Here is a 17,772-nt window from a genome sequence, read left to right as displayed (position 1 = left end):
TGCTGGTGGGCTCCGGTCATGGGCGGCCGATCACACAGCACCCACAAGCGCCAGGACGCGACCGCTTGCAACAGGTTTTGCAGCGGGGCGCACACGCCCGCCAGGCTGGCACGCAGGTCGGCGGCGTTGGCGCTGTGGTCCCAGTGCTCCAGGCTGGTGTGCGGGTGGGAGAGCTGGCCATGCACGATGGCCACGACATTGAGCCAATCGCCGCCACACACGGGGTACTGCACCACATGCAGATTCGGGCCGAGCCACGCGGTGACCTGCTGGGAGCGCAGGCCGTGGGGCAGATCGGCCTGGCGCACCAGGGCGCGGTAAGCCAGGTGGCCGGTGCTGCGCGGCGGTCCGTCGTGCAGCAGCCATTGGCGCACGGGGCTCCACAGGCCGTCGGCACCTACCAGCGCATCGCCGTGGATTTCTTCCGCCGCGCTGCCGCGCACCGACACGCCCGAGGCGGTCTGGCTGAAATGCTGCAGAGCGTGGTCGAGTTGCAACTGGGCGCTGGTTTGCTGTACGGCGGACTGCAGCAGTGCCAGCAGATCGGCCCGGTGCAGTGTGGCGTAGGGGGCTCCGTAGCGTTGCTGCATGGCATCGCCCAGCGCCAGATTGCCCAGCGTGCGGCCCGTCAACGCATCGCGTACCTGCAGATGCTGCGGAAAGGCGGCCACTGCAGCCAGTGCATCCTGCAAACCCCAATGGTGTAGCAGCCGAGTGACGTTGGGGCCAATCTGGATGCCTGCGCCCACTTCGCTGAGGGCGACAGCACGCTCGAACACGCGCACGCCGCACCCGGCCCGTGCGCACGCCAAAGCCGCTGCCATACCGCCAATGCCGGCGCCCGCGATAAGTAACTGTTGAACCATGGGGTGATTTTGCAGTGCCTGCTTGTACCCGCCAGTAGATTTACGGTACCGAGCCGAGGGTCTGTTCCAGGGAGTCGCCCCTAGCTTTGTTGCGGTATTGGCATGCCCGACGCATAGGTACAAGAGCTGTCTTAAGCCGTGAATGGGATCAAAAAGTGCTTTTAATGTGGGCTCCAGTGCCCCATACCTGCCTCAAAAAAAGCCCATAATGCACCAGCAAAATTTATCCACAGAGCAGTGGGCTTGAGCGCATTAAAAATCCTGCAAGTGCGCTTTATATTCAAACTATCTTTCATTGGACCAACCCATATTCGATGCTTTTTTTTAAACATCTCAACGCCAAACTGGGGTTAATCGGCCGGTATCAGAGTTATCGCAGCATATAGGTGGCAGGCTTGATAAAAATATTTAACCATTACCTGCACAGACGCACATTGCAGCAGGTTTTTTTTGATCTAGGGCTGGTGATTCTGGCCGTTTTGGCTGTAGTGATCTGGAGGGGTGAGGATTTCACTTCGGTGGTGTCTTTGCTGGGTCATGCTAGTTTGCTGTCGCTAGGCATGCTGGTGATCAATTCGGCTTTAGGCTTCTACCAGCGTATCCATAACCGGTCGTTGAACCAATCACGCGCGCGTGCCGTCCTCTCTCTGGTGCTGGCATTGCCGCTGACGTACGTTGTTTTTTCGCTGTTCCCCCAAAGCTCCACCAGCCGCGAGACGCTGGCGATGGCGGCCATGGCAGGCTTTGTGGTGGTCATATTGCACCGGGTGTATGTGGTCCATTCGATGCCGCAATCCATGATGCGCCACCGTGTGCTGGTGTTTGGCACTGGGCCTCGCGCGGCACTGGTGGGGAAAACACTTAAAAACGAAGACCCCCATGTGGATGTGGTGGGTTACTACGCCAGCCCGAACGAGTCCGAGTCCGAGGTGTCCGCCTGGGGAATTTTGTCCAAGCACAAGTCTTTGACCGATACGGCTTTGGAGCTGGAAGTAGATGAAATCGTCGTCGCACTGGTAGAGCGCCGTGGTGGCAGTATGCCTTTGCGCGAATTACTGGATTGCAAGCTGCACGGCGTGCGGGTGGTCGATGTGGCTACGCATTTTGAAAAAACCAAAGGGCAAATCCGCCTGGATTCGGTGAATGCCGGGTGGTTGATTTTTGGCGACGGTTTTAGCCAGGGTGGCCTACGCACCGCCGTCAAACGCTTGTTTGATATCTGTAGCGCTGTGGTGCTGATTCTGCTTAGCCTGCCCATCATGCTCGTCACCATGTTGTTGGTGGTGCTGGAAAGTCCAGGACCGGTTTTTTACCGGCAGGAGCGGGTGGGTTTTAATGGCCGACTGTTCAATGTGGTGAAGTTTCGCAGCATGCGTGCCGATGCCGAAAAGGATGGAACACCGCGCTGGGCTGCTGCCCAGGATGACCGGGTCACCAAGGTTGGCAAGTTCATCCGCAAGGTGCGCATTGACGAATTGCCGCAGTTGTTTTGTGTCCTCAACGGGGACATGAGCATGGTCGGGCCGCGGCCCGAGCGGCCTTATTTTGTGGACCAGTTGACGCGCCAAATTCCTTACTATGCGGTGCGCCAAAGCGTTAAGCCTGGGGTCACGGGCTGGGCGCAAGTGCGTTACCACTACGGGGCGACGCTGGAAGATTCGGCAGAAAAACTCCAATACGACCTGTATTACGTCAAAAACCATTCGCTGTTTTTAGACATCATCATCTTGTTTGAAACTGTCGGCGTTGTGCTGATGGCCAAGGGCGCACGCTGAAGTGCGCCATGTGCTTGTGCCGGAAGCTGTGTATAGCCCATGGATAAACAAACATTCGCCTTGACGGTGGTGGGCTATGTGTTGGTGGCTTTGGTGTATGGCGGGTTCGCACTAAGGTTATTGGCCATGGGGGCCGCGCGCGCGCCCAGGAATACATCCGCTCTCTACCTTCTTTTCGCGGTTGTTTTTTCCGCCTTGTGGGGTGGGTGCCAGCTCATGTCTGTGGTCAGTCCATGGTGGCGCTTATTGGCCAATCTGGCCGATATATTGCGCTATGGCTGCTGGTTTGGGTTCATGCTGGTCTTGTGCCGCTCTGGTCGCGACGGAAAGCTGCCTTCGGGAATGGCCTGGCTGCCTTTGGTGGCCGTAGTTCTGCTGGGCTTGGGCTTGGTGACGCAGATACTGGCACCGTTTGGCGTGGTCGCTTTCGGCGACTTGGGTGAAATGGCCTTAATGTGGGCTATGGCTTTACCTGTGTTAGCCCTGGTTCTGTTGGAGCAGATTTACCGCAACGTGACGGAAGATTCTCGGTGGAACGTCAAGCCTTTGAGCTTGGGGCTGGCGGGCCTGTTCTTGTTTGATCTGTATCTATATTCGCAAGCGGTGTTGTTCAAGCGGCTGGATAGCGATGCATTGAGCGTGCGGGGTGCCGTGCATGCCTTAATGGTGTTGTTACTGCTGCTGTCCACTACCCGCCGTCGCGACTGGATTTCCAGTATCCGGGTGTCCCAAAAAGCGGCCTTCCATTCCGCAACGCTCTTGGTGGCCGGTGCGTATTTGATCTTCATTTCTGCCGTGGGTTACTACGTGCGGTACTTTGGCGGTGAATGGGGGCGGGCCTTGCAGGTGGGGGTGGTGTTTTCGGCCTTGATTGCGCTTATGGTGCTGGCCTTGTCAGGCTCTTTCCGGGCCAAGCTACGGGTTTTGGTGGGCAAGCATTTTTTCCGTTACCGGTACGACTACCGTGAAGAGTGGCTCAAGTTCACCCAGACGCTGTCCAGCAACCATGCGCCGCAGGATACGGGCCAACAGGTGGTGCGGGCGCTGGCGGACATGTTGGACAGTCCAGGCGGCGGCTTGTGGATGAAAGGTACCAGCGAATCGGTGTTTCGCCAGACGGCCCACTGGAATCTGGTGGCCACCGCTGCCAAGGAGGACGCGGAATCCTCGTTTTGCAAGTTTTTGGCAAGCAGCGGGTGGGTGATCAATTTGGAGGAATACCGGTCCTTTTCTAAGCGCTACGGCGACCTCACGCTGCCTTTGTGGCTGCAGGATGTGACGCAGGCCTGGTTGATCGTGCCACTGACGGCAGGCGGTGAGTTGATTGGCTTTGTCGTTTTGGCCCGCGCCCGTACCAATATCGACGTGAACTGGGAAGTGAACGATTTGCTCAAAACGGCCGGTCGCCAGGCGGCGAGTTATTTGGCGCAGATGCGGGCCACCGAGGCCTTGTTGGAAGTTCGCAAGTTTGATGCCTTTAACCGCATGTCCGCCTTTGTGGTTCATGATCTTAAAAACATCGTGACGCAACTGTCGCTGATGCTTAAAAACGCCAAGCGCCTGCATGCCAACCCAGAGTTTCAGCAGGACATGCTGATGACGGTAGAAAATTCGTTAGACAGAATGCGTCAGCTCATGCTGCAATTGCGCGAAGGGGCAACACCTCCTGGCACGGCAGTGGGGGTGGATCTGGGAACCATCGTGCAACGGATTTCTCTAGTGGCAGCCAAACGTGGCCGCCAGTTCGAGGTGACGCTGGTAGATAGGGTTGTTACGCGCGGCCATGAAGAGCGCCTTGAGCGGATCATCGGGCACATTGTGCAAAATGCCTTTGATGCGACCGATCCCTCGGGGCGTGTATGGCTCAACCTCGACCGTTTCAATGGGCACGCCCGTGTAGAGATTGGCGACACTGGGCAAGGCATGAGCGAAGAATTTGTCCAGGAACGCCTTTTCAAACCGTTTCAAACTACCAAGCAAGCCGGTATGGGCATCGGTGCCTACGAAAGCTTTCAATACGTGCAGGAATTAGGGGGCAAGATTTTGGTGAATAGTGTGCTGAATGAAGGAACGCTGGTGACGCTTTTATTGCCTTTGTTTGAGGTCCACCAGGGCTCAGATCTCCACGTATTGGGGGCCTCATGAGTTCTGATACTGCGCGTTCGCTTTTGATCGTGGAAGATGATTTGGCTTTGCAAAAGCAAATCAAATGGTCGGTCGATAAATTTGACTCGGTCACCGCGCAGGACCGTGATAGCGCCATGGTGCAGCTGCGCCGACACAGCCCGGCCGTTGTCACCATGGATCTGGGCCTACCACCCGATGCTGACGGAGTTGCAGAGGGTTTTCGTTTGCTGGAGCAAATCCTCACGGTGGAGCCGGATACCAAAGTCATTGTGCTGACGGGCCAGAACGACCAAGCCAATGCATTGCGGGCCGTGGCCTTGGGTGCCTATGACTTTTTTGCCAAACCTTTTGAACCTGATCTGCTGAATCTGACGATCGAACGTGCCTTCAGGATGTTTGAGCTGCAAAAGGAAAACCGGCGGCTACAGTCCATGTACCAGCCAGACGCTTTGACGGGCTTGATCACCCGTGATCCTGAGATGCTGCGCGTATGCCGGACCATTGAAAAAGTCGCGAACACCACGGCTACTGTGATGCTTCTGGGCGAGAGTGGAACTGGTAAAGAGGTTCTGGCGCGGGGTCTCCACCAAGCATCTTCGCGTAAAAATGAGAAGTTTGTGGCGATCAATTGCGCGGCCATCCCTGAAAATCTATTGGAAAGCGAGTTGTTTGGGTACGAAAAGGGCGCATTCACCGGGGCGGCTAAAACAACGCTGGGAAAGATAGAGCTGGCTAATGGCGGTACCCTGATGCTGGACGAAATTGGTGATTTACCTTTTTCGCTGCAAGCCAAGTTACTTCGGTTTATCCAGGAGCGCACGATCGAGCGTGTAGGCGGGCGTCAGGAGATTCCGGTAGACGTACGGATTGTCTGTGCCACCCACCAAGACTTGAAAGCACTCAGCAAAGAAAGCCGGTTTCGCGAAGACTTGTACTACCGCTTAGCAGAAATCGTGATCAATATTCCGCCTTTACGGGCACGCAGAGGTGATGCCGCATTGCTGGCTTTTGCATTTGTGAGGCGTTTTGCGCGAGAGCAAAACAGAGGTTCTTTGAATCTCAGCGAAGAAAGTGTGCGTCTGATTGAGCACCATAACTGGCCAGGAAATATCCGTGAGCTAGAAAATTGCATTAAACGGGCAGTTATTATGTCTGATAGTAATCATATTCTGCCTGAAGATATTGGCTTGGATTCGCCATCATCAGAAATGGCAGAAAAATCATTGGACTTAAGAGCGGTCAGAGATGCCGCAGAAAAAAATGCCATTATCGCTGCCCTGGGGCGTGTGAATGGAAATATCGTCAAGGCGGCAGAATTGTTGGGAGTAAGCCGCCCAACGCTGTATGATTTAATGCACCGCCTTGGTTTAAAGTAATCCATTTTTGCTTTGAAAAACAAATGAAAAAATATATTTTTGCACGTAATCTGATTCCTGTATTTATGGCTGTAGGGGTTTTGTCGGCTTGTGGCGATGAGAAACCAGAGGTTCTGATTGCGGCCGCTAAAACAAGTTTGGCAAAAAATGACCAAAAAACGGCCATTATCCAAATTAAAAATGCACTACAAGCTGATCCAAATCTTCCGGAAGCCCGTTTTTTGCTAGGTACGGCATTGTTGAATAGTGGTGATCCGGCGGCAGCAGAAATAGAGTTTGATAAATCTCGCCGCTTAAAATATTCAGATGATCTGCTCGTGCCACAGATAGTGCGGTCCTTGCTCTTGCAAGGAAAGTTTAAAAAAATTACCGATGATTTTTCAAAAATAGAATTGCAATCGAATGCCTCAAAAGCTGGTTTGCAAATATCTTTAAGTAAAGCTTACGCAGGCCAGAATATGGCGGATTTGTCACAAGCTGCACTCACTTCTGCGCTCTCTTATGAGCCAGAGAATGCCGATGCACTCATTATGAAGGCTCGTAATTTTGCAGCCAAAGGTGACTTTCCTGCAGCGTTGTCATTGATCGATGCTGTGATTTCTAAAAATCCAGAAAATCCGGAGGCTTTGAGAACAAAAGGTGATATTCTTTTGTATGGAAAAAAAGATCTGGATGCGGCATTGCTGCCGTATAAGAAATCGATCGAAGTAAAAAGTAATTTTCTGCAAGGCTATGCTGGAGTATTGACCATACTATTCCAGCAAAATAAATTGGAAGATGCTCAAAAGGAATTGGATGCTTTGAAGAAAATTGCGGATAGAAGTCCGCAAACAAAATATTTTGAAGTTCAATTGGCATACCAGAAGAAGGATCTTATAGGCGCGAGAGCATTGGCTCAGCAACTTCTAAAAATGTCTTCAGATAATCCGGTTGGACTGCAGTCAGCTGGATTGATCGAATTTCAATTAAATTCTTTTATCCAGGCGGAAATTTACCTCAGTAAGGCCATTTCTTTAAATTCTGGTTTGTCAGTGGCTCGTAGATTGTTGGTCATGACTTATTTGCGTATGGGTCAACCTGACAAGGCGCTCGCCACTTTGAATCCTGGATTGGTTCAGGAGCCAGTGGATACAGCCTTGTATTCGATTGCTGGCGAGGTTTTTCTGCAAAATGGGGATGTTAAAAAGGCCGGTGAATATTTTTCAAAGGCATCCAAGCTGGATCCTAAAGACGGAAGAAAACGTACGTCAGTGGCGTTGGTTCATTTAATCAGTGGTGATACGGCATCTGCTTTTAATGAGTTGGACGATATCGCGTCTTCGGACCAGGGCATATCGGCAAATCTCGCGCTCATCAGCGCCCATTTGCGCCGACAAGAGTTTGATAAAGCGCTTAAATCTATTGATGACATGGAGAAGAAGCAGCCCGATAATCCTTTGGTCTTTAATTTACGTGGAAAAATTCAGGTATCAAAAAATGATTATGTGAATGCCCGAAAGAATTTTGAAAAAGCTGTTGCAATAAATCCTACCTATTTACCAGCTATTGCAAGCCTCGCTGCTTTGGATGTTTTTGAAAAAAAACCTGAAGATGCCAAGAAGAGATTTGAAAATGTACTGACGAAAGAACCTAAAAACAACCAGGCTCTATTGGGTTTGGCTGAGTTAAAGGCCCGCACAGGAGGTACCAAGGAAGAGATCGCGGAGTCCATTAACCGGGCTATCACTGCAAATCCATCAGAAGTCATGCCGCGTATTTTGTTGATAAACTTTTATCTGCGTAATAAAGATAATAAATCTGCATTTTCTGCAGCCCAAAATGCGATGACCGTATTGCCGGATAGCCTGGAGGTACTGGACGCACTAGGGCGTACGCAGCTTGCTACAGGCGATACCAACCAGGCTATCTCTTCTTACACAAAGCTTGTTAGTTTGCAACCGCAGTCCGTTCAACCACTGATGCGACTTGCCAGTGCCAATTTGGCGGCAAAAGATACGTCTGCGGCGGAACAAAATCTTAATAAAGCTTTGGAATTGAAGCCTGATCTACTGGAGGCGCAGACAGATCTAATTATGTTGGGTATTTCTTCTGAGAAATACACAAATGCTATTGACATTACACGTTCTATACAAAAACAAAGGCCTAAAGAAATTGTGGGTTATATTTTAGAGGGTGATGTGAATGTCGCACAAAAGAAATGGGATGATGCATTAGCGGCTTATCGTCTGGGCCTGAAGCAGACGAATTCGCTCGAACCAGCATCTAAAATCTATTCTGTTTTAAATGTTCAAAATAACAAGGCTGATGCAGATAAATTTGCGACGTCTTGGATGAAGGAACACCCTAAGGATGTTGCATTTATTTCATATATGGCCGATGCGGCATTAATCAAGAAAGACTTTTCAGGGGCTGAAAAATTATATGGAAATATAATTCAAATTCAACCTGAAAATGCGGTTGCCTACAATAATTTGGCTTGGGTGGCGGGCCAGCTGAAAAAAGACAGTGCCATTGCTTACTCAGAGAAAGCCATGAAGTTGGCACCGAATCAGCCAGCATTTATGGATACCTTGGCTAGCTTATTGGCCGAAAAAGGTGATTATGTCAAATCTATCGATTTGCAAAATAAGGCAATTGCATTGCAGCCGGAAAATTCTTTGTTTAAATTAAATTTGGCAAAAATTTATATAAAATCTGGCGACAAAACTAAGGCGAAAACTTTGTTGACCGAATTGGCTAAATTGGGTGATAAATTTACATCACAAGCTGAAGTCGATGCAGCATTGAAAAGTTTGTAAAATTATGCCAACTACAGAGCGGGCTAATGGATAAAATTTATATTCAATGGATATGTCTGTTGGGCGTATTTTTTGCGCCTTTTCATTTGGCACGCGCGGATCTCGTGGATACGATTGCCAAAGTAAAGCCCTCAATTATTATTGTGGGTTACTACAAAAATACCAATAGCCCTCGATTTACCTTGCGTGGGTCGGGTTTTGTGGCTGTAGGCGGTAATTTGGGTATCACTAATTCCCATGTTTTGTTCAGTCCATCTGAAGACGGTACTGGCTCCGATCTGGTGGTGCAGGTGCGCGGCCCTAAAGGTGAGTGGCAGATGCGGCAAGCCTCGGTGCTAGAGCAGGACCGCGTGCACGACTTGGCATTGCTGCGGTTTACCGGGGAACCCGTGCCGTTTCTGGCTTTGCGTGACTCCAATACTGTGCGTGAAGGTCAATCGGTCGCCTTGATGGGTTTCCCGATTGGTGGTGCGCTGGGGTTTTCGCCGGTGACGCACCGCGCCATGGTCTCGTCCATCACTCCCATTGTTCTGCCTGCGGCCACAGGGCAGTTGTTAACCGAAAAGTCGATTCGCAGTATTCGCGATGGCAGTTTCGATATTTTCCAACTGGACGGTACCGCTTACCCCGGCAACAGCGGCGGACCCTTGTTTGATGCCGAGTCCGGCGAAGTGGTGGGCATTGTGAACATGGTATTTGTGAAAAGCACCAAAGAGTCGGCTATCAGCCAACCCTCCGGTATCACCTACGCCATTCCCTCCAATTTCATACAGCAGTTGGTGCAGCGACAAAAGGCCAACTAAGGCCTTTGCCTTTCGGCCTTTCGGCTTTACTGCATGAAGCCCATGCGGCCCTTGTGCTGGCTGGCTTTGGGTAGGTCTTCTACCCGCACGGTATCGCGGCCATCCAGCCGGGCATTGCCAAAACCGGTCATTAACGCCCGGCGCATTTCACGCGGAGCCAGTTCGGCCAGGGCATCTTGTAAGTCACTGTGTGGATCGGGCGCAAAGCGTTCGCCCCAGCCATGTTCGGCCCGGATGGATTGGTAGAGATTGCGGGCAATTTGGCGCGCGGCTTCGGGGGAGGGCGGCTCAATTTCAAACACGTTCATGCGGTTCAAAATTGGCTCGGGGATGCTCCGCGGGTCGTTTGCCGTGGTGATCCAGATCACTTGGCTGGCATCGATGGCAACTTCGGCAAACTCGTCCATGAAGTTCTGGGCTGTGTCGTGCTCCAGCAAGCTGTAGAGGGCTCCCAGCGGGTCGTACTGGGCATCGGCACTGGCTTTGTCGATCTCGTCTACCACGATAACCGGGTTGGCGTATTCACCGTCGATCAGCGCTTCAAACACCTTGCCGGGTTTAGCACCTTTCCATTGTGACGATGAGCCCGACAGCAGCCAACCTGCGGTCATCGAACTCATAGGCACCAGGTTCATACCGGTCCCCAGCAGATCGGCCAGTTTCTTGGCGAAATGGGTTTTGCCGATACCGGGCAGACCTAGCAGCAGGATGGGTGTGACTTCCAGGCCGTCACGGCTGTCCTGGCTCAGGGCGACGTGGCGTTTCACATCGTCCAGCACTTCGGTGAAGTTGGGCAGGGCCTGGTAGAGGGCCGACATTTCGGGAATACCCGAGGGCTTGACCTGGAAGCGGTCGGGGCCGCGCTCCAGCATGCGCTCGTAGGTGCTGCGCAGGTTTTCGTGTTCTCGGTTGGGGAGCTTGGCCAGTTTGCGCTCCACATCGTGGGTGTGGAATACGCTGCGCACATTGGCAACGGGCAGTTGAAACTGCGATGCATGCGGAACAAGACTGCGGGATTCCATCAAAGACTCCTTGGTTGCTGGCACGGCTTCATTTCAGCATAAGCCGTGCCAGCGCACCATGGCCGGAGGTGTGGAATAGTGCCGCTTACCGGGCCTATTTGTCAGCGGTGGACCTGGCACCACAGCCGACTGCGCACAAAAGCGTGCACGCAGACCTGGATATCAGGCCGGTGTAGAGCCCAGCACTTGGTGCAGTTCACCGGATTCGTACATTTCCATCATGATGTCCGAGCCGCCAACGAACTCGCCCTTGACATAGAGCTGTGGGATGGTGGGCCACTGGCTGTATTCCTTGATGCCCTGGCGGACTTCGTCGTCTTCCAGCACGTTCACGGTTTTGACGGTCTTGGTGTCCACGCCGCAGGCTTTGAGCAGCTGGATGGCGCGGCCGGAGAAGCCGCACTGGGGGAAGCTGGCGTTGCCCTTCATAAACAGCACCACGTCGTTGGATTTGACCAGTGCATCAATGCGTTGTTGTGTGTCGCTCATCAAAAGACTCCTTGAAAATCAAACCACTATTATTTCACTTAGCCCGCCGTGGCAGGAGGCGGGTAGTGTTGTGTTCCCGTTTGGGCTAAGGGTGCACAGTTTTTAAAACGCTACTATTTTCGTAGCTTCTAGCGCAAGTGGAATATGCTCCAGAAGCCTAAAACGTGCTTAACTTACCTGGCCGCCCGTACAGCGTGCGATACCTGCCAGGTCGGGTCGGGATTGCACCTGCTTGAAGCCTGCCTGCTCCAGCAGCGCCGCCACTGCCGTCGCCTGGTCGTAGCCGTGTTCCAGCAGCAACCAACCTTGGGGCCGCAGATGGGCCGGGGCCTGGGCGATGATCTGGCGGATATCGTCCAGTCCATCGGGGCCTGCGGTCAGCGCGCTGCGCGGCTCGAAGGCCAGCGCGGGCAGGTGCGGGTCTGCATCGGTGATGTAGGGCGGGTTGGAAACAACCACATCGAACCTGCCTGCCACTTGGGCCAGCCACCCGCTGTGGACGAAGGCCACAGGCAGTGCCAACCGGGCTGCGTTGGCCTGGGCCACGGTGAGCGCATCGGTGCTGTTGTCCACTGCGGTAACCTGCGCGTCGGGCCGGGCTTTCTGCAGGGCCAGAGCGATGGCTCCACTGCCGGTGCCGAGGTCGATCACCTGCGGGGCGCTTTTACCGACCAAGAGTTCCAGCGCCCATTCGACCAGCGTTTCGGTATCGGGTCGGGGGTCGAGTACCCGCGCATCAACGTGCAGCGTCAGGCCGAAGAACTCGCGCTGGCCGGTGATGTAGGCCACGGGTTCACCGGCACGCCGACGGGTGCAGGCGGTGCCAAAGGCGGCGGCTTGCACAGGTTTCAAGGCATCTTGGCCGTGGGCCAGCAGCCAGGCGGCATCCAGCGGGTTCTTGCCCAGGGCGTGCAGCAGCAGCATGCGTGCATCCAGCTTGTCGATGCCGTGTTTTTGTGCGCCCAGCAGGGCCATTTGCAGGGTGCTGACCTCGTCGCTGTACACCGATATTTGGCGGGCTGCCACCCGGGCCACTTTTCCCAGCCCTGGATGGTCGGGGCGGGGCGCCATGCGTTTGCTGGCTTTTTCCTTCGCCTCCTTGAGGGACTTGCTGGACACCTGGGCGTAGCCGCCTTTGGGCTTGGGGCCCTTGTTGATGGAACGTGCCATGGTTTATGCGCCTAATCCTAGTTCTGCGAGTTGTTCGGCCTCTTGCGCGGCGCGCAGGGCGTTCAGGCCGTCGGACAAGTCGCCCTCCATCACGGACAAGAGCTTGTACAGCGTGAGGTTGATGCGGTGGTCGGTCCAGCGGCCCTGGGGGAAGTTGTAGGTGCGGATGCGGTCGCTGCGGTCGCCGCTGCCGATCAAGCCCTTGCGCTCGGCGGCATCTTTGGCGGCGCGCTCGGAGCGGTCTTTTTCGTGGATGCGGGCGGTCAGAACTTTCAGCGCCTGGGCCTTGTTGCTGTGCTGGCTGCGGCCATCTTGGCATTCGGCCACGATGCCGGTAGGAATGTGGGTGATGCGCACCGCCGAATCGGTCTTGTTGATGTGCTGGCCACCGGCTCCGCTGGCGCGGTAAGTGTCGATGCGCAGGTCGGCCGGGTTGATTTTGATGGCCTCGTGCTCGTCCGGTTCGGCCAGCACCGCTACCGTACAGGCGCTGGTGTGGATGCGGCCCTGGGTTTCGGTGGCGGGCACGCGCTGCACGCGGTGGCCACCGGACTCGAACTTGAGCTGGCCGTACACGCTGTCGCCCTCGATGCGCAGCACCACTTCTTTGTAGCCGCCGAGCTCGCTTTGCGATTCGCCCATGATTTCGGTCTTCCAGCCCTGGCGCTCGGCGTAGCGGGTGTACATGCGCAGCAGGTCACCCGCGAACAAAGCCGATTCGTCGCCACCCGTGCCCGCGCGGATTTCCAAGAAGGCGTTGCGTGCGTCGTCGGGGTCTTTGGGCAGCAGCATGCGTTGCAGTTCGGCTTCCAACTGCAGCAGTTCGGCCTCGGCGGATGCGATTTCTTCCTCGGCCATGTCCGCCATCTCGGGGTCGGACTTCATTTCATGGGCGGCGGCCAGGTCGGCTTCGCGCTGGTTGTAGCGGGTAAAACGGCTGGCCACGTGGCCGACCTCGGTGTGCTCGCGCGACAACAGCAAAAACTGCTTCATATCGCCCATGATGTCTTCGCGGGACAGCAAAAAGTCGAGTTCGGCAAGGCGAAAGACGTAGCGCTCAAGCTGTTGGCGTAGAAAGGTATGCATAAAAAGACTTCAAAAGGGAGAACGGCCCCAGAGCAGGGCGGGCAAGGCGGTAGCGGAGGGCAGCAGCAGCGCCGCTAACGCTCTTTGCGCAAAAACAGTTTGTGGATGGCCTGCACCGTATGGTCCCGCGTGTCGGCATCACCTGCGCGCAGCTCCGCCATGGCGCCGTGCAGCATTTTTTGCGTCAGGCCTCGGCTCAGCATCTCCAGCACAGCTTCGACGTCGTCGCCCTTGGCCAGCAGGCGGCGGGCGCGGGCCAGTTCGGTAGCGCGCCATTCGTCGGCCTGGGCGTTCAGCTGCTGGATCAGCGGTACCACGCCATGCACCGGGTCGCGCTGGTCCATCCAGTGCAAAAAGCTTTGCACGCCCGCATCGATGATGACCTCTGCCTGTGCCACTGCTGCCTGGCGGTTTGCCTGGCCGCTTTGCACCACGTGGGCCAGGTCGTCCACGGTGTACAGGTACACGTCTTCCAAGGCTTTGACTTCGGGTTCGATATCGCGCGGCACGGCCAGATCGACCATGAACATGGGCCGGTGCTTGCGCAGCTTCAGGGCCCGCTCTACCGCGCCCAGACCGATGATGGGCAGGGTGCTGGCGGTGCAGCTCACCACGGCATCGAACTCGTGCAGGCGGCTGGGCAGATCGGCTAGGCGCATCACCTCGCCGCCAAAACGGGTGGCGAGCTTTTCGCCGCGCTCCAGGGTGCGGTTGGCGATGGCGATGGATTTGGGGTTTTTGGCGGCAAAGTGGGTGGCGGCCAGCTCGATCATCTCGCCCGCGCCCACAAACAGCACGCGCACCTGGCTAAGGTCTTCAAACAACTGGCCGGCCAGGCGCACGGCGGCGGCGGCCATACTGATGGAATGCGCGCCGATTTCGGTGGACGTGCGCACCTCTTTGGCTACGGCGAATGAGCGTTGGAACAGCTGGTTCAGCGTGCTGCCCAGGGCGCCGGCCTGCTCGGCCGCGCGGATCGCGTCTTTCATCTGGCCCAGAATTTGCGGTTCGCCCAGCACCATCGAGTCCAGCCCGCTAGCCACCCGGAAGGCGTGGCGGGCCACCGGGCCGTCTTGCAAGGTGTAGGCATGGGAGCGCAGCAGGGCGGGCGAGACACCGCCGGTGTGGGCCAGCCAGTCCACCGTGTGCTCCAGCGCCTGCTGGTCGCCCGCGCAATAGACTTCGGTGCGGTTGCAGGTAGAGATGATGGCGGCCTCGGGGCCTTGCAGCGCGGCACGCAGGCCGTGCAGCGTGGGCGCGATTTGGTCCAAGGCGAACGCAAACCGACCGCGCAAATCCAAAGGTGCGGTGGTGTGGTTAATGCCTAATGCCCAAACTGCCATGTGGTCTCAAGTTACTTGTATGCCTTGCAACGGCTTCGCCGTCGAAGCCGTGCAAGCGTGGATTATAAAATTTGTGCGGGGCTAAATTCCCTGCGCGCCGCCAAAGCCTCAAAATTGCCGCTATGGGACCTATCGATTCATTTTTTCATCTGCTGAATTTTGCCGCACCGGCGCTGGTAGTGGGCGTGCTGGTGGCGCTGGCCGCCCGTATTTTTATGAAAAATAGGCCTTCGGCGCAGCGCTTACCTGCACAGGCAGCTATTAATTTTGTAGTGTGCCTGCTGGTGTTGTTCGGCGGGCTGTGGTTCTTTGGGCACGACGGCAAGATGGCCACCTACGCTGCGCTGGTGCTGGCCTGCGCCACCAGCCAGTGGTGGTTGAGCCGTTAGATCGTGAACACGTTCTTAGCTCGCTAGCAGCGGGCCGAAGCGTGACAGGCCGCTGGGTGCCAGTGACACCTGGTTGCGGCCCGCGCGTTTGGCATCAAACAGCGCGTGGTCGGCGGCTTGCACCAATGCATCCAAGGTCATGGGTTCCGCTTCGGCCATGCCCGCCGCGCCCACGCTGATGGTGACGCGCACGGCATCTGTGGCGGCATAGAGCTGGGCCGAAAAAGCCACCGCCTCGCGCATGCGCTCGGCGAACTGGCGGGCCTGCTCCAGCGGCGTGTTGGGCAACAGCACTACAAATTCTTCTCCACCCCAGCGGGCCAGCAGGTCGGTGGTACGCAGGCACTGGGCGCAGCGCCGGGCCACTTCCACCAGCACCTTGTCGCCCGCGCTGTGCCCGTGTGAGTCGTTGACGCGCTTGAAATGGTCGATATCCAGAATCAGCAAAGCCAGCGGCCACTGGTGGCGTACGGCCAGGTCGATGGCGTGGTGTGCCGTGTGGACGAAGTGGCGGCGGTTGGCCAGGCCGGTCAGGCTGTCGGTGATGGACTGCATATGGGCTACATGCCGAGCCTGTTCCAGCGCCACAATCAGCGAAAAAATCGCCCACCCGGTCAGCGCCGTCATGGGTAGCGGCACCACCAGCGAGATGTAAAACGCCTCGCCCATGGTGTCATAGCCCAGCGCGCGGATGTAGGCATAGGTCAGTACCAGTGACAGCAGCGACACCGCCGCACTCATCACCAGCGTGGTGCGCCACACGCCCCAACGCGCTACGGTGCGAGAAAAGCGCTGGCGCAGCGGTGTCAGCGCTGGATCAACAGAGCGGGGGGCAGAGCGGCTGGGCATGGTTTGCCAATGCTAGCAAGAAGTGCGCGCGCCCAGGGATTGCCGTTAAACCGCCGGGGCGAATAGATCAATTCGGTCGGTGATGACACCATCGGTGCCCAGTACGGCTAGGCGCTGCGCCGACGCCGCGTCGTTCACCGTGTAGCTGGCGCTGCGCAGCCCGGCGGCTTTGACTTGGGCCACGGTCTCCGCCGTCCACAGCGTGTGGTCGCAGACGATGGCAATGCAGCCCAGGCGCTGCGCGGTTTGCAGCCAGCCGTCCCACAAGGTTTCCAGCAGCAGGCCCCGGGGCAGGTTGGGTTGGGTTGCCTGGGCCCCTTCCAGCGACGCAACGCTGAACGATGTCAGCAGCGGCGGCACGGCCTGGCCTTGCCAGAGGCGGGCGGCGGCATCGGCCACTTTCTCGCCGGTCAGGCGGTCTGCGCCGGGCGAGGGTTTGATTTCGATGTTGAGAAACAGGCCGTTGCGTTGGCAAAACGCGGCGATGTTGTCCAGCGTGGGCATCGGCTCGCCCGCCTGGCTGCGCGAATGCCAGCTGCCTGCATCCAGCCGGGCCAGCGCGCTCCAGGGCTGCTCTCCCGCGATCCCGGTACCGGTGCTGGTGCGCTCCAGTGTGTCGTCGTGCAGCAAGAAGGGCACGCCGTCAGCGCTGAGCTTCACGTCACACTCAAACATGCGGTAGCCGTGCTGTGCACCCAGCCGGAAGGCGGCAAGGGTGTTTTCAGGGGCCAGTTTGCCCGCGCCGCGGTGGGCAATCCAGCGGGGGTAGGGCCAGTTTTGGGCAGTGACTTGCATTGATGTTTATGACTTAGAAGTGAAATTACGCAGACTCTCGTGACGGCCAGAGCGATTGCTTCCAAAGATACCGTGGAACCGGCTTTGCCGGGCCACTGGTATCGCCCCCTGCAAGGGGGTTGGCGAAGACACGCAGTGCGAAGTCTGGGGGTGAGCCACTACTTTATGCGTTTACCAGTATCGCTATTAAACCAGTGCAGCCGGTCGGCACGCGGCGTGGCGTGGATGGTGCTGCCGATGGCCGGGGCGGGCGTACTTTCATCGGTGCGGATGATCAGCAGTTCCTCGCCCAGCCGGGCATAAATCAGACGCTCGGCACCTAGCATTTCGGTGGTTTCGACGACCAAACCCCAGCCGGTTTCGCCCAGGTGCAGGTGCTCGGGGCGAATGCCCAAGATGGCGTTGGCCGGGCCGCCCAGGGCGGTATTGGGCGCGGTTTTCAGCAGGTTCATCGGCGGGCTACCGATAAAGCTGGCCACAAAGGTGCTGGCGGGCTGGGTGTAGACCTGTTCGGGTGTGCCGAATTGCTCCATCACGCCGCCATTCATCACCACCATGCGCTGCGCCAGCGTCATGGCCTCGACCTGGTCGTGGGTGACAAACAGGCTGGTGATGCCGAGTTCGCGGTGCAGCTTCTGGATCTCCAGCCGGGTCTGGGCGCGCAGCTTGGCGTCCAGGTTGCTCAGGGGCTCATCGAACAAAAACACCTGCGGCTGGCGCACGATGGCACGGCCCATGGCCACACGCTGGCGCTGGCCGCCCGAGAGTTCGCGCGGCTTGCGGGTCAGGTACTGGCCCAACTCCAGGATCTTGGCGGCTTTGTCAACCCGGGTTTTGATCTCGTCCACCGGCACCTTGGCGATCTTCAGGCCGTAGGCCATGTT

15 protein-coding genes are annotated in these 17,772 nt (G+C 56.5%); 6 read left to right on the top strand and 9 right to left on the bottom strand.

What is annotated here, in order from left to right; all coding sequences use genetic code 11:
- The coding region (locus ABI213_RS17180) for an FAD-dependent monooxygenase (RefSeq protein WP_348027983.1) at positions 1-866 on the bottom strand (866 nt) is incomplete at its 3' end.
- Between the two features lie 386 nt (positions 867-1,252).
- Here ABI213_RS17180 and ABI213_RS17175 point away from each other — a divergent pair.
- From ABI213_RS17175 to ABI213_RS17155, 5 genes are read left to right on the top strand one after another with little or no spacing between them, the layout of a single operon-like run.
- Positions 1,253-2,641 carry a TIGR03013 family XrtA/PEP-CTERM system glycosyltransferase gene (locus ABI213_RS17175; protein ID WP_348027981.1) on the top strand — a complete coding sequence of 463 codons (1,389 nt, stop codon included), beginning with the start codon at positions 1,253-1,255 and terminating at the stop codon, positions 2,639-2,641.
- A 39-nt stretch (positions 2,642-2,680) separates the two neighbouring features.
- Complete coding sequence (prsK, locus tag ABI213_RS17170; RefSeq protein WP_348006860.1) at positions 2,681-4,786, top strand: XrtA/PEP-CTERM system histidine kinase PrsK; 2,106 nt, start codon at positions 2,681-2,683, stop codon at positions 4,784-4,786.
- Positions 4,783-6,144 (top strand): PEP-CTERM-box response regulator transcription factor, encoded by a 1,362-nt coding sequence (gene prsR, locus ABI213_RS17165; protein WP_348027979.1) that lies wholly within the window; start codon positions 4,783-4,785, stop codon positions 6,142-6,144. The genes prsK and prsR overlap by 4 nt, the downstream gene beginning before the upstream one ends.
- Positions 6,145-6,167: 23 nt before the next feature.
- Positions 6,168-8,942, top strand: coding sequence for an XrtA/PEP-CTERM system TPR-repeat protein PrsT (gene prsT / locus ABI213_RS17160; RefSeq protein WP_348027977.1), 2,775 nt, complete (start codon positions 6,168-6,170; stop codon positions 8,940-8,942).
- Positions 8,943-8,968: 26 nt separating this feature from the next.
- The gene (locus ABI213_RS17155) at positions 8,969-9,745 is read left to right on the top strand and encodes a serine protease (protein WP_348006857.1); all 777 of its coding nucleotides are present in this window, start codon (positions 8,969-8,971) and stop codon (positions 9,743-9,745) included.
- A 26-nt stretch (positions 9,746-9,771) separates the two neighbouring features.
- Here ABI213_RS17155 and ABI213_RS17150 read toward each other — a convergent pair whose 3' ends face one another.
- The 5 genes from ABI213_RS17150 to hemA all read right to left on the bottom strand — a co-directional run bounded on the left by ABI213_RS17150 (position 9,772) and on the right by hemA (position 14,855).
- The gene (locus tag ABI213_RS17150) at positions 9,772-10,767 is read right to left on the bottom strand and encodes an AAA family ATPase (RefSeq protein ID WP_348006856.1); all 996 of its coding nucleotides are present in this window, start codon (positions 10,765-10,767) and stop codon (positions 9,772-9,774) included.
- Positions 10,768-10,929: 162 nt separating this feature from the next.
- A complete protein-coding gene (gene grxD / locus ABI213_RS17145; protein ID WP_295951982.1) occupies positions 10,930-11,256 on the bottom strand; it encodes a Grx4 family monothiol glutaredoxin in 327 nt (108 codons plus the stop codon).
- A gap of 168 nt (positions 11,257-11,424) precedes the next feature.
- A complete protein-coding gene (gene prmC / locus ABI213_RS17140; RefSeq protein WP_348006862.1) occupies positions 11,425-12,231 on the bottom strand; it encodes a peptide chain release factor N(5)-glutamine methyltransferase in 807 nt (268 codons plus the stop codon).
- Positions 12,232-12,429: 198 nt separating this feature from the next.
- Entirely contained in the window at positions 12,430-13,512 is a 1,083-nt protein-coding gene (prfA, locus tag ABI213_RS17135; RefSeq protein ID WP_348006855.1) for a peptide chain release factor 1, read from the bottom strand.
- 74 nt (positions 13,513-13,586) lie between these two features.
- Positions 13,587-14,855 carry a glutamyl-tRNA reductase gene (gene hemA, locus ABI213_RS17130; protein WP_348006854.1) on the bottom strand — a complete coding sequence of 423 codons (1,269 nt, stop codon included), beginning with the start codon at positions 14,853-14,855 and terminating at the stop codon, positions 13,587-13,589.
- Positions 14,856-14,977: 122 nt separating this feature from the next.
- On the opposite strand from hemA, the gene ABI213_RS17125 reads away from it, so the two are divergent.
- Positions 14,978-15,244: a hypothetical protein gene (locus ABI213_RS17125; protein WP_348006853.1), complete on the top strand. Its 267-nt coding sequence runs from the start codon at positions 14,978-14,980 to the stop codon at positions 15,242-15,244.
- Positions 15,245-15,259: 15 nt separating this feature from the next.
- On the opposite strand, the gene ABI213_RS17120 is transcribed toward ABI213_RS17125, so the two are convergent.
- The 3 genes from ABI213_RS17120 to ABI213_RS17110 all read right to left on the bottom strand — a co-directional run.
- Entirely contained in the window at positions 15,260-16,093 is an 834-nt protein-coding gene (locus ABI213_RS17120; protein WP_348006852.1) for a GGDEF domain-containing protein, read from the bottom strand.
- A 45-nt stretch (positions 16,094-16,138) separates the two neighbouring features.
- On the bottom strand, positions 16,139-16,888 hold the full coding sequence (gene ugpQ, locus ABI213_RS17115; RefSeq protein WP_348027975.1) for a glycerophosphodiester phosphodiesterase: 750 nt from the start codon (positions 16,886-16,888) through the stop codon (positions 16,139-16,141).
- A gap of 158 nt (positions 16,889-17,046) precedes the next feature.
- On the bottom strand, positions 17,047-17,772 hold a 726-nt coding region (locus tag ABI213_RS17110), incomplete at its 5' end, for an ATP-binding cassette domain-containing protein (protein ID WP_348027973.1).

This window comes from Rhodoferax sp., from assembly GCF_039922535.1.
GTDB lineage: Bacteria > Pseudomonadota > Gammaproteobacteria > Burkholderiales > Burkholderiaceae_C > Rhodoferax_B.
The sequence above is the reverse complement of the archived record's forward strand: the minus strand, read 5'-3'. Positions and strand labels throughout refer to the sequence as shown.

Bases quoted from the DNA above. Each gene is read 5' to 3' on its own strand.
- ABI213_RS17155 (WP_348006857.1), top strand. From the start codon at position 8,969: ATGGATAAAATTTATATTCAATGGATATGTCTGTTGGGCGTATTTTTT.
- ABI213_RS17150 (WP_348006856.1), bottom strand. From the start codon at position 10,767: ATGGAATCCCGCAGTCTTGTTCCGCATGCATCGCAGTTTCAACTGCCC.
- prfA (WP_348006855.1), bottom strand. From the start codon at position 13,512: ATGCATACCTTTCTACGCCAACAGCTTGAGCGCTACGTCTTTCGCCTT.
- grxD (WP_295951982.1), bottom strand. From the start codon at position 11,256: ATGAGCGACACACAACAACGCATTGATGCACTGGTCAAATCCAACGAC.
- prsT (WP_348027977.1), top strand. From the start codon at position 6,168: ATGAAAAAATATATTTTTGCACGTAATCTGATTCCTGTATTTATGGCT.
- hemA (WP_348006854.1), bottom strand. From the start codon at position 14,855: ATGGCAGTTTGGGCATTAGGCATTAACCACACCACCGCACCTTTGGAT.
- prsK (WP_348006860.1), top strand. From the start codon at position 2,681: ATGGATAAACAAACATTCGCCTTGACGGTGGTGGGCTATGTGTTGGTG.
- ugpQ (WP_348027975.1), bottom strand. From the start codon at position 16,888: ATGCAAGTCACTGCCCAAAACTGGCCCTACCCCCGCTGGATTGCCCAC.
- ABI213_RS17120 (WP_348006852.1), bottom strand. From the start codon at position 16,093: ATGCCCAGCCGCTCTGCCCCCCGCTCTGTTGATCCAGCGCTGACACCG.
- prsR (WP_348027979.1), top strand. From the start codon at position 4,783: ATGAGTTCTGATACTGCGCGTTCGCTTTTGATCGTGGAAGATGATTTG.
- prmC (WP_348006862.1), bottom strand. From the start codon at position 12,231: ATGGCCCTGCTGGGCGCACAAAAACACGGCATCGACAAGCTGGATGCA.
- ABI213_RS17125 (WP_348006853.1), top strand. From the start codon at position 14,978: ATGGGACCTATCGATTCATTTTTTCATCTGCTGAATTTTGCCGCACCG.